We start from the raw sequence: 10,895 nt of genomic DNA, 5'->3' as shown, positions 1-10,895 counted from the left end.
GCTCAACGTCATGCCTCAACCTCTACTCGTGCGCTGCAGACCTGGCTGAGATGTGCGTTTACGTCTGCACCAGACTGCGTCGTCGGGTCCATTCCGGCAAATTCAATTTTGCAGGCCAGACTATTTATACGATCATTCGTTTTGCATGATTGCGGAAGTGAACGAGCGATATATATGCCAACGTCCGGTGCACCTTGCGGGGCGTGCATGAGGGTCGGAATCGGAAATAGTTTCCGGGTCCTAATCCGCGAAAACGTTTCACAACTGAAACATCACGCGAGAAAAACCTGAATTTCCTGTCGATCCGGTATAAGATTTTGTCTTATTAAAAGTTGCGGTAAGGCTTTAATAAAAGTGTGAGAAATTCTTTCGAGACCCGGCCGCGACGGGATTTGTAGCTAATCCCGAGCCCTGCGGCGATAATTGTTTGGTTTGCGCGGTTTCTGGGTTATAGTAGTCTCTGAAAAATCGGCGCTGAATCAGACAAAAAGGTTTTCGCGATGGAGCACGGTGCAAGAGAGACGCCGCGCTTCGGGGCCACGTTTCTTATTGTGCGTCCGCTCGCCGCATCGTGCGCGAGCGCCGAAGTCTGCATGCAGCGAAAGCCTCAAACACGCGACCTTTTCAACGCACGTTGAACCAAGGATCTGAATAATGGACGTCGCTCGGCGGTAACTCATTTACGCGACTCGCGATCCGAACGAGTCGCTGTGCGCGCGTTTCGAGGAACGCGGCTGGCAAATCGAAATCGTCTCCAGCGCGCGACACGCGCAAGGCGCTGCGCAACGACATGGCAATCGGCGGTCTGCTCGATTTGTCCAGTCAATTCGAAACTCATGAACTGGCGGCTTTCGAGTCGTCGCTGACGCTGACCAACGTGGGCTGGGTCGCGGCCACGATGTCGGGCCAACTGGAAGACGCCGCCGTGCGTCGTCTGATCCGCGACTATTGCTTCGACTACGTGACGCTGCCGACGTCGAACGACCGTATCGTGGATTCTGTCGGCCACGCGTATGGCATGGTGCGCATTGCACGACGCGGCATCGAACGATGCGCGCGGCGAAGGCCGTGCCGAAGGCGAAATGGTCGGCTCGTGCGACGCCATGCTCGCGCTGTTCCGTTCCATCCGCAAAGTCGCCATGACGGACGCGCCCGTGTTTATTTCGGGCGAGTCGGGCACCGGCAAGGAACTGACGGCGGTCGCCATTCACGAGCGCTCGGCGCGTCGCGATCAGCCGTTCGTCGCAATCAATTGCGGAGCGATTCCCGCGCATTTGCTGCAATCGGAGCTCTTCGGCTACGAACGTGGCGCATTTACGGGTGCGAATCAGCGCAAGATCGGCCGGGTGGAAGCGGCCAACGGCGGCACGCTGTTCCTCGATGAAATCGGCGATCTGCCTTTGGAAAGCCAGGCCAGCCTTTTGCGTTTCTTGCAGGAACGCAAGGTCGAACGCCTCGGCGGGCGGTCACGGTTCGACGCCGGTGGACGTGCGCATCATTTCGGCGACGCACGTCGACATGCAGACCGCGATGATCGAAGGCCGGTTTCGCGCGGACTTGTATCACCGTCTTTGCGTGCTGCAGATCGACGAACTGCCGCTGCGCGCGCGGCAAGGATATCGAACTGCTCGCCAAGCACATGCTCGATCGCTTCAAGAAGGACGCGAGCCGGCGTCTGCGCGGTTTCTCGCCGTGCGCGATCGCCGCGATCCACAACTACGGCTGGCCGGGCAACGTGCGCGAACTGATCAATCGCGTGCGCCGGGGCGATCGTCATGTCGGAAGGGCGTCAGATCACCGCGCGCGATCTCGAACTAGGCGAGTATGTCGAAGTCGCGCCCGTGTCGCTGGCGCAGGCGCGCGAGGCGGCGGAGCGACAGGCGATCGAGCTCGCGTTGTTGCGGCATCGCGGGCGGCTGGGCGACGCGGTGCATGAACTCGGTATTTCGCGCGTCACGCTGTATCGGCTATTGAGCGCGCACGGCATGCGTCACATCGAAGTCGATGCGCCCACGGAGCACGCCACGCGCGGCTGATCCACACGCTTGCATTCACCGAAAACGGGCGCTGCGAGCGCCCGTTTTTCTTTCCGCGACGATCGTCCGATCGATCCGCCCTTGGTAAAATCGAGTCTTTGCGCGTCACAATGCCCGGGCGCGCGCCGTCTGTATTCTGCCTCGCGGCAACAACGCGGCAGGAACATACAGGCACACCGCAAGGAACAGCGAATGAAACAGTACCTCGAGCTCGTCCAGACGATTCTCGATACCGGCACCTGGCAGGACAACCGCACGGGCATACGTACCATCAGCATTCCGGGCGCGATGCTGCGCTTTGATCTCCAGCAAGGTTTCCCTGCCGTTACCACCAAGAAGCTCGCGTTCAAGTCGGCGATCGGCGAGATGGTTGGCTTTCTGCGCGCATCGGGCAACGCGGCGGATTTTCGCGCGCTAGGCTGCAAGGTGTGGGACGCCAACGCCAATGAAAATCCGCAGTGGCTGGAGAATCCGTACCGGCAAGGCGTGGACGATCTCGGCGATGTCTATGGCGTGCAGTGGCGTCAATGGCCGGCGTACAAACTGGTCGATGCCAGCGCTGAAAACCAGATCGCCGACGCGACCAATCGCGGCTACGAACTCGTGACAAGCTTCAGGGAAAACGGTCGCGAGATGGTGCTGCTGTACAAGGCCATCGATCAGCTTCGTCAATGCCTCGACACGATCATCGAGCGTCCGACCGATCGTCGCATTCTGTTTCATGCATGGAACCCGGCCAAGCTCGATGAAATCGCGCTGCCCGCGTGTCATCTGCTGTATCAGTTCCTGCCGAACCCGACGACGCGCGAGATCTCGCTGTGCCTGTATATCCGCAGCAACGATGTCGGGCTCGGCACGCCGTTCAATCTGACGGAAGGCGCGGCACTGCTGCATCTCGTCGGACGATTGACGGGTTACAAGCCGCGCTGGTTCACGTACTTTATCGGCGATACGCATATCTACGAGAACCAGCTCGACATGCTGCAGGAGCAGCTGAAGCGCGAGCCGTTTCCGAGCCCGCAGCTGATCATCTCGGATCGCGTGCCGGACTATTCGGTGACCAAACGGTATGAGCCGGAGTGGCTGGAGAAGGTCGAGCCGACGGATTTCGCGCTTGAAGGATATCGGTATCACGAAGCGCTGACCGCGCCGATGGCCGTTTAGCCGATCACCTCTTTCTGGTTCAAATACGAAACGCGCGGCTCCGACCGCGCGTTGTCGTTTTTACAGCTTTCGGGTTTTATCGCGCCGATTACCCGCGATGGTGCTCGTTTCCGCCGCCGCCATTGCCGTGCGGTTGTTGCGCCTGCTGAGGTTGTTGCGGAGGTGGCGCCTGACGTATTTGCTGAGGCTGCGGGCGCGGCGCTTCCTGCATGCGCGGCGCGGGCATCTCGCGATGCGGTTGCTGCGCGGGCATCGGCTGGCTGACGAGGCGGTTCGACGCGCGCCTGCTGGAACGCCTGTCCATGCGGCTGCGCGAATCCGGGTTGCGGCGAGGCGTGCTGCGGTGCTTGCTGCGGCGCGCCGCGTTCTATGTGCGGCATGGCGTTTTGCTGAGGCATGGGCGCAGGCGCGCGAGGCTGCGCGGTCTGCATCGGCATCGGCGGCGTGTTGCGTTCCATGCGCGGCGGGTTGTTCGGCTGCGGCGGTCCGCCGTGCGCGACCTGCGGCGATGCGTTGCCCGCGAACGCCTGATGCGGCACGCGCGGCTCATTCGTCTGCAGATGCACCGGCGACGTCTCTGGCCCGCGATACACACGCGGTTCGCCGCCGGCTTGCGCTGCTTACGGCGCTTGCGGCGGCATCGCGGGCGCGTTTTGGGTGAATTGACGCGGTGCGTGCGTCGGCTGCTGGTTTGACATCGCGGGGACGCGGCATCGCTTGCGCAGCCTGCGGCGGACGCGGCACGCCGTTGCCTTGCGGTGGCATCCCAGGCGCGCTTTGCGAGAACTGACGCGGCACACCGCCTCCACGCATCTGATCGCCCGCCATCGGCGCACCCGGCGCGGCACCCGGACCATGTGGCGAAATCACCGATCGCGCCGGTCCATGCGTCGCGACCAGATGCACGTTGTCGACGCCCTGCTGACGGAATCGCTGCTGCTGCGGGCTCGGCATGATCGCGCGCGGCAGGCCGCCGGCGTGGTTGTCGCGCGCTTGTCCGACTTGCTGGGCGAGCGTGTCGTGGAAGGCGGGCGGCGCAACCGGCGCACGCGTGGCCACCACCGGACGCGCGAAGCCACCCATCGGCGGCCGATAATCCGCGCGACGCGCACCCGGCGCGAAGCTGTCGCGCGTCGGCGCGATGCCCGGCGCGCCCGCGAAAAAGCGCGGATTGCGCCAGCGCGACGGATCGACCGCATACGGCTGACGTCCGGCGTGCTGGCCGCGAACGAACGCCGTCGCGGGCAGCGCCTTCAATCCGCGCGGCGCGCGATAGTTGATGTACGTGTTGTGAATGCCGATCGACCGGTCGACATGCACATAGTGATTCACATGATCGTAGTAACGCGGACTCCAGCCGCCGTAATGCGGATGCCACGGCTCGCCCGGCCCGAGCGCGAACCACGCGATGCCCGCAGTCGCCACGCCGCCCACCGTCAGCGCCACGTTCCAGTCGACATCGCTGCCGCCGTCGCCGACGAAACCGACCAGCGCGGGCGCATAGGCGGGCGGGGCGTCGTCGTCAGTCATCGGGCCGGGCACCCACGCCCATTGCGAGCCGACGTACGCCCAGCGGCCATAGTGATACGGCGCGAAACCCCACGGCGCATCGTCGATCCAGCCCCACGGCGCCTGCCACGCCCAATGGCCTTGCCGATACGGCGCCCAGTCCGCCGGCACCGAATTCGGCGTCCAGATCGCGCCGTAGGACGGATCGTTGCGCCAGGTCCCGTTGGCATCGAGATCCTGATAACCGGGGATATCGCGCGACACGTAGCGCGCGGAAATCGAGCGATCCTCGGCGGCGTCGCGGCTCGCGGCCCATTGATCGAACGCGTCTGGCGCGGGCGCGGCATTGGCGCTGGCCTGCTGGAGGTTGGTCCACTCGAAGGTGATCTGCTGACCGGGCGACAACTGCGTCGAGCCGCCGTCGCCGTAGGCCGTGAGCGCGCCGCTGCGCACCGTGACGGTGGTCGCGCGGCCATCCGGCGCGACGTCCACGCGAACATCGCCGGGCGTCGTCATGGCGAGCGCGGTGTTGGGCGTGTCGATCTCGTATTGCGTGCCGGGCGCGATATCGCGCGCGCATCGACAGCGTGCCTTGCGAGACCTTGAGTTGCGCGGTGGCGTCGTCGAGCGTGAGGATCGACAGCGCGGTCGATGCACCCAGCCGCACCGCCGTTGAGCCGATATGCAGTTCCGAGCGCGCGCCGGCATCGTTCCAGAGCTGATCGCCGCTCGTCAGCGGACGATTGATCTGCGCGTAGCTCCAGTCCGACGCGCCCGCCGGCTCCGTCGTGACGGTGCCCGCCGTGTAGTTCAGACGCGTGACGCGTCCCGGCGGATCGCCCTGTTCATCGGCTGGGGAAGCGGAGGCCTGCGCCGCCACCCCGGGCGGCGTCTGGGCGCGCGCGTTGATGGTCTGCATCGAAAGCAGCGTGCAGGCGCAGAGCGTCGCGGCGGCGACGGTGGTGAGCTTCATCGTGTTCTCCGGCGGCTGCGCGCGGGTAGTTTTTTGGCGTAATCGTCGATACGCACGGCCTCCGGATCAATGTATCCCCGGCGCGTGTATCCGGGCGATGTGGTTTGTAACCGCTGCGAGGTGCGCTTAACAAAGCTTTGCCGAGTCCATCGTCCGGCGATGCAATGCGCTTATCTTCCCGACAAGAAGCGCTCGAAATGCGTGCGGCCCGCAGGCGTCACGCGCAACACGCGACGCTTCGCCGTCTGCTCGATCCAGCCATGCGTTTCGCACGCTTCGAGGAACGCCGCGCCGAGCGCGCCGCCGAGATGCGGCCGCCGTTCGCTCCAGTCGATGCACGTACACGCGAAGCGCCGCCGTCGCGCGCGCTGCGCCTTCATGTCGATGCCCAGTTCCGCGAAAGCTTGCGCGCCTTCCTGCGTGGCGTCGAGCGCCGTTGCGCCTTGGCGATCGGGTTGACCGTCGGCGAGCGCCAGCCAGTTGCGCGTGATCATGCCGTCGAAGACGCGCACGGCCAGTTCGCCCGCCAGATGGTCGTAACAGGTGCGGGCGTAGCGCATTTCCAGCGGCACCGCGCTCGGCGGACGCTCGGGCTGGCGCTGCGGCGCGCTGGCGCGGGCGAGGTTGGCGAGCGCTTCGATGGCGGCGGCGATATCGGGCGTGGCGATCCGGTAATAGCGATGCCGTCCGCTGACTTCGAGCGCGAGCAATCCGCCTTCGGTGAGCCGCGCGAGATGGCCGCTTGCTGCCGATGGCGACAATCCCGCGATCATCGTCAGTTCGCCGGCGGGACGGGCGGTGCCGTCCATCAGCGACCAGAGCATGGCGGCGCGGCCCGGATCGGCGAGCAGCGCGCCGATGCGCGACAGACCGGGAAAGTGGCGGGCGCGGGAATCGGCTTCGTCGAGGAGCGTGGTCATGGCGGGTTCCGGCTGAGCGAGGTGATCGATATGCCCACTCTAGCGCGGCTTTGCAACCGATGTTTCACCGCAAGCCGAAATGTCGATGCGCGCCCTCGCGGACTAGAATGAAGGTTTCGACGTCAGCAGGGAAACACGTATGGTCAGGCTCATTTTCGCGGCCGCGATCGGCTGCCTGGTGCTGTGTGCGGGCTGTGCGGGCGCGCCGTCGTCATCGTCGGGCGGCGGCGGCATCACGATGTACGGCACCATCGATCAGGGCGTCACGGTGCGCAACTAGCGGATTTTGGGGTCTTTATAATCCCGACATCGCGCTTGGGCCTTGAGCGCGCAACGATAAAGACCCTATGGATACGCTCACTTCCCCTCCCATTCCGGCGACGCCGAAAAGTCGCGCCGAGACCACGTTCCGTTTTCTCGCCGAGCCGACATCGGTGAACTTCGGCGGCAAGGTGCACGGCGGCGCGCTGATGAAATGGATCGACGAAACCGCCTACGCCTGCGCCGCGATGTGGTCCGGCCGATACGCGGTCACGGTGAGCGTCGGCAACATCCGTTTCCGGCGGCCGATTCTGGTCGGCAATCTGGTCGAGTTGCGCGCCCGCGTGGTCGCGACGGGCCGCAACCAGCATGCACATCCACATTTCCGTCCACGCGGGCGATCCGAAAGTCGGCGAATTGCAGCAGACGACCGACTGCCTGATGGTCTTCGTCGCCGTCGACGAAACCGGCCCGCCGACGCCCGTCCCGCCGTTCATGCCGGAAACGGAAGAGGAACGGCGTCTGGCCCGCTACGCGATGGACGTGAAGGACGCGCTCGATGCGATCGTCGAGCTGAAGCCGGAAGAGGTGGCGGCGGGGAAGGTTTGATCCTGCGCCGTTAAAAAAAGCCGCTTTGAAGCGGCTTTTTCCGGGTCTACTTCCTTCCCACCATCTCCCCAGGTTTCACCCACTCGTCGAACTGCTGCTCGGTCACATGGCCCAGCGCCAGCGCGGACGCCTTCAGCGTCGTGCCTTCCTTGTGCGCCTTCTTCGCGATCTGCGCGGCCTTGTCGTAGCCGATATGCGGATTGAGCGCCGTCACCAGCATCAGCGATTCGTTCAGCAGGCTGTCGATGCGCGACTCGTTCGGCTCAATGCCCACCGCGCAGTTGTCGTTGAAACTCAGCGCGCCGTCCGCCAGCAGCCGCGCCGATTGCAGCACGTTGTGCGTGATCATCGGGCGGAACACGTTCAGTTCGAAGTTACCGCTCGCGCCGCCGAAGTTCACCGCGACGTCGTTGCCGAAGACCTGACAGCAGAGCATCGTGACGGCTTCGGATTGCGTCGGATTGACCTTGCCCGGCATGATCGAGCTGCCCGGTTCGTTCTCCGGAATCGACAGTTCGCCGAGGCCGCAGCGCGGACCGCTCGCGAGCCAGCGGATATCGTTGGCGATCTTCATCATGCCGGCGGCGACGGTTTTCAGCGCGCCGTGCGCGGCGACCAGCGCATCGGCGGCGGCCATCACTTCGAACTTGTTCGGCGCGGTTTCGAAGGGCAGGCCGGTCAGCTTGCCGATCGCCTGCGCGACCTTCGTCGCGAATTCGGGATGCGCGTTCAGGCCCGTGCCGACCGCCGTGCCGCCCTGCGCGAGCTGATACAGATGCGGCAGCGTCGCCTCGACATGCCGGATGCCTTGCTCGAGTTGCGCGACGTAACCCGAAAACTCCTGTCCGAGCGTGAGCGGCGTCGCGTCCTGCAAATGCGTGCGGCCGATTTTCACGATCTTGTCGAACGCCTTGGCCTTCTTGTCGAGCGTATCGCGCAGCGTTTTGAGCGACGGAATCGGATGCTTGACGATCGCGACCGCCGCCGCGACGTGCATCGCGGTCGGAAACACGTCGTTCGACGACTGGCCGCGATTCACGTCGTCGTTCGGATGCACGAGACGCTCTTCGCCGCGCGAGCCGCCGAGCAACTCGCTCGCGCGATTGGCGATCACCTCGTTCAGGTTCATGTTGGTCTGCGTGCCCGAGCCGGTCTGCCACACGGCCAGCGGAAACTCGTCCGGATGCTTGCCGTCGATGATTTCCTGCGCGGCCTGCATGATCGCCTGCGCCTTCTTGGCGTCGAGCTGCTTCAGGCCCTGGTTCACATCGGCGGCGGCGTGCTTGACGACCGCGAGCGCGTTGATCAGTTCGGGCGACTGCTTTTCCGTCGAGATCTTGAAGTTCTGCAGCGAGCGCTGCGTCTGCGCGCCCCAGAGCTTGTCGTTTGGCACGGCGATTTCGCCGAACGTGTCTTTCTCCATGCGTACGTCGCCTGCCTTGCTGCGCGTTGAATCGTTTGCCATGTTCCGAAGTCCTCGTCGAGATGAGTGCGCAGCGTGCCGCTGCGTCGGGTCAGAGCTGCTTGTCGACGGGCAGGATGGTGAAGATGCCCGTCATCAGGTTGCGGTAGAAGCGGGCCTCGGGATCGTAGTCGTAGGTGACGGTCGCGCCGTTTTCCTCGGTCGTCCAGACGAGGCCGGATTGCGGTGCGCCCGCGCGCCGGAGCGCATCGGACACCGCCTGGCTCGCAAGTTCGACGCGCCAGCTCGCCCCCGGCGATGCGGCGCGGTCGAACAGCCCGGCGGCCTGTTCCGCGATCGGCTTGCTGTGGATCACGAGCGCGAGTTCGGTGTTGAGCAGCGCCGAACGCGGATCGAGATTCATCGAGCCGATAACGAGGATACTCCGATCGATCACATACGCCTTGGCGTGCAGGCTCGCGCGCGATTTCGAGCCGAACAGGCCGGCGGTCGGACGGCCTTCGCCTTCGGTCTGCATCGGCTTGAATTCGTACAGTTCGACGCCCTCGCGCAACAACGGCACGCGATACGGCCCGTAGCCCGCCTGCACGGCGACGGCATCGGTGGCGGCGAGCGAGTTGGTCAGCACGGCGACGTGCATATGACGCTTCGTCAGCTCGCCGAGCGCCTTCACGCCGGCATCGTGCGGCACGAAATAGGGCGACAGGATCAGGAATTCGCGCTGCGCTTCCTTCAGCAGCGCGGCCAGGCGCTCCATCGGCGGGCTTTTGTAGTCGTCGGTCGGATTCGAGATTTTGGTCGGCTTGTCGGCCCAAAATTCCGTCGATGCCCACGTGAGGCCGAGTTCGTCGCGCGCAATCTGCTGCGCGAGCGGCGTCGCGTTGAGCGGACGCGCGTTCAGCGGATCGGCCTGCGCGCGCCAGTGGGCGCGCAGATCGTCGCGCGTTTTGTCGAGTTCGGAGGCATCGAATTTTTGCTTGTTCAGCGCGCGCAGCGGGTACGAGATCGTGCTGTTCCAGTATTCGTCGAAGCTCGCGGAAATTTTCTGCGTGATCGGACCGGCGCAGAACACGTCGAGATCGCGGAATTGCAGCGTCGGGCTGGCGCTGAAGTATTCGTCACCGAGATTGCGTCCGCCGACGATGGCGATCTGGTTATCCGTGATCATCGCCTTGTTGTGCATGCGGCGCGTGAAGTGATCGACGTGGGAGAACACGTTCTGCGTGCGCTCGGAGAGGCTGCGTTGCGCGCTGCCGAACGGATTGAACACGCGAATCTCGATGTTCTGATGCGAGTTCAGCGCCGCCATGATGCGGTCGATGTCCTTGAAGTTCAGATCGTCGACGAGCATGCGCACGCGCACGCCGCGATCGGCTGCATAGAGCGCGGCGGCGAGCAGCAGCTTGCCGGAATTGTCCTCGTTGGCGATGTAGTACTGCATGTCGAGCGTCTTCGTCGCGGCGCGGGCCAGCGCGATGCGGGCTTGCAGCGCATCGGTGCCGGTGGGCAGCAGGCGCAGGCCCGATTCATCGGGATGGCGCTTTTCGAGCGGCGCGAGGGCGCTCGAGAGGGGCGTGGCCGTATCGGCGGGCAGCGCGTGCGTGATGTCGCGATCGAAGGCCGTCGCGGGTGGGCGGGTCGCGCAAGCGCCTAGCAGTGCGGCCGCTGCCGTGATCAGTGTCAGGTTGCGCAGGCGCGCGGTGGCTGTTCGAGCTTGGGCGCGAGCTTGCGGCGCGGTGGTCCATCTCCGGGATTGCGGCACTTCGATTCCTCTTTTCTAGTTTTACCTTTTACCTCGGCCTTTGTTTTGTGCGCCGAGCATGCGCAACAGCTTGGGGGTGCAATTCCCCTGTCCAGCCTGATGGGGCGAAGGCCTAGGTCCTGTTCACATTTAAGAGCGGCCCGAAGGCAGACACGATGGAGACAAAGGTGAGGTAGCTGTGGGCGAGTTTGTCATATCGAGTGGCGACGCGACGAAAATGCTTGATACGCTTAAAGAA

General features: G+C 64.3%; 8 protein-coding genes and 6 pseudogenes. 8 read left to right on the top strand and 6 right to left on the bottom strand.

Annotated features, from left to right (window positions below):
- Positions 1-790: 790 nt before the first annotated feature.
- From BVER_RS36695 to BVER_RS24010, 5 genes and pseudogenes are all read left to right on the top strand, one after another.
- A pseudogene (locus BVER_RS36695) lies at positions 791-946 on the top strand (VpsR-related response regulator); the annotation flags it as partial.
- A 67-nt stretch (positions 947-1,013) separates the two neighbouring features.
- Positions 1,014-1,412, top strand: a pseudogene (locus BVER_RS36690) (sigma-54 factor interaction domain-containing protein); the annotation flags it as partial.
- Positions 1,381-1,536: pseudogene (locus tag BVER_RS36685) on the top strand (hypothetical protein); the annotation flags it as partial. The pseudogenes BVER_RS36690 and BVER_RS36685, both read left to right, overlap by 32 nt.
- Before the next feature lie 103 nt (positions 1,537-1,639).
- On the top strand, positions 1,640-1,936 hold the full coding sequence (locus BVER_RS36680; RefSeq protein ID WP_502255037.1) for an AAA-type ATPase lid domain-containing protein: 297 nt from the start codon (positions 1,640-1,642) through the stop codon (positions 1,934-1,936).
- 292 nt (positions 1,937-2,228) lie between these two features.
- Positions 2,229-3,200 (top strand): thymidylate synthase, encoded by a 972-nt coding sequence (locus tag BVER_RS24010; RefSeq protein WP_050455410.1) that lies wholly within the window; start codon positions 2,229-2,231, stop codon positions 3,198-3,200.
- A gap of 88 nt (positions 3,201-3,288) precedes the next feature.
- Here BVER_RS24010 and BVER_RS36570 read toward each other — a convergent pair whose 3' ends face one another.
- Entirely contained in the window at positions 3,289-3,504 is a 216-nt protein-coding gene (locus tag BVER_RS36570; protein ID WP_050455409.1) for a hypothetical protein, read from the bottom strand.
- 92 nt (positions 3,505-3,596) lie between these two features.
- On the opposite strand from BVER_RS36570, the gene BVER_RS36565 reads away from it, so the two are divergent.
- Positions 3,597-3,731, top strand: a complete 135-nt coding sequence (locus BVER_RS36565; RefSeq protein WP_269750800.1) for a hypothetical protein — start codon at positions 3,597-3,599, stop codon at positions 3,729-3,731.
- A gap of 186 nt (positions 3,732-3,917) precedes the next feature.
- On the opposite strand, the pseudogene BVER_RS36340 reads toward BVER_RS36565, so the two are convergent.
- Both BVER_RS36340 and BVER_RS23995 read right to left on the bottom strand, forming a co-directional pair.
- Positions 3,918-5,682, bottom strand: a pseudogene (locus BVER_RS36340) (DUF6600 domain-containing protein); the annotation flags it as partial.
- Positions 5,683-5,852: 170 nt separating this feature from the next.
- Positions 5,853-6,602 carry an ArsR/SmtB family transcription factor gene (locus tag BVER_RS23995; RefSeq protein ID WP_050455407.1) on the bottom strand — a complete coding sequence of 250 codons (750 nt, stop codon included), beginning with the start codon at positions 6,600-6,602 and terminating at the stop codon, positions 5,853-5,855.
- A gap of 139 nt (positions 6,603-6,741) precedes the next feature.
- Between BVER_RS23995 and BVER_RS32845 the strand changes: the two genes are divergently transcribed.
- Both BVER_RS32845 and BVER_RS23990 read left to right on the top strand, forming a co-directional pair.
- Positions 6,742-6,882, top strand: coding sequence for a hypothetical protein (locus BVER_RS32845; protein WP_198155352.1), 141 nt, complete (start codon positions 6,742-6,744; stop codon positions 6,880-6,882).
- Positions 6,883-6,949: 67 nt separating this feature from the next.
- A pseudogene (locus BVER_RS23990) lies at positions 6,950-7,472 on the top strand (acyl-CoA thioesterase).
- Positions 7,473-7,518: 46 nt separating this feature from the next.
- Here BVER_RS23990 and fumC read toward each other — a convergent pair.
- From fumC to BVER_RS32840, 3 genes and pseudogenes are all read right to left on the bottom strand, one after another.
- Entirely contained in the window at positions 7,519-8,895 is a 1,377-nt protein-coding gene (fumC, locus tag BVER_RS23985; RefSeq protein ID WP_050455412.1) for a class II fumarate hydratase, read from the bottom strand.
- Positions 8,896-8,986: 91 nt separating this feature from the next.
- Entirely contained in the window at positions 8,987-10,588 is a 1,602-nt protein-coding gene (locus BVER_RS23980) for a phospholipase D family protein (RefSeq protein WP_050455411.1), read from the bottom strand.
- A 181-nt stretch (positions 10,589-10,769) separates the two neighbouring features.
- Positions 10,770-10,895, bottom strand: a pseudogene (locus BVER_RS32840) (IS5/IS1182 family transposase); the annotation flags it as partial.

The organism is Candidatus Burkholderia verschuerenii, from assembly GCF_001189365.1.
Classification (GTDB): domain Bacteria; phylum Pseudomonadota; class Gammaproteobacteria; order Burkholderiales; family Burkholderiaceae; genus Caballeronia; species Caballeronia verschuerenii.
Note: the sequence above shows the minus strand (reverse complement) of the source record. Positions and strands in the feature narration are given on the sequence as shown.

Excerpts from the sequence above, each read along its gene's own strand:
- BVER_RS36680 (WP_502255037.1), top strand. The coding sequence starts at position 1,640 with ATGCTCGATCGCTTCAAGAAGGACGCGAGCCGGCGTCTGCGCGGTTTC.
- BVER_RS24010 (WP_050455410.1), top strand. The coding sequence starts at position 2,229 with ATGAAACAGTACCTCGAGCTCGTCCAGACGATTCTCGATACCGGCACC.
- BVER_RS36570 (WP_050455409.1), bottom strand. The coding sequence starts at position 3,504 with ATGGACAGGCGTTCCAGCAGGCGCGCGTCGAACCGCCTCGTCAGCCAG.
- BVER_RS36565 (WP_269750800.1), top strand. The coding sequence starts at position 3,597 with ATGGGCGCAGGCGCGCGAGGCTGCGCGGTCTGCATCGGCATCGGCGGC.
- BVER_RS23995 (WP_050455407.1), bottom strand. The coding sequence starts at position 6,602 with ATGACCACGCTCCTCGACGAAGCCGATTCCCGCGCCCGCCACTTTCCC.
- BVER_RS32845 (WP_198155352.1), top strand. The coding sequence starts at position 6,742 with ATGGTCAGGCTCATTTTCGCGGCCGCGATCGGCTGCCTGGTGCTGTGT.
- fumC (WP_050455412.1), bottom strand. The coding sequence starts at position 8,895 with ATGGAGAAAGACACGTTCGGCGAAATCGCCGTGCCAAACGACAAGCTC.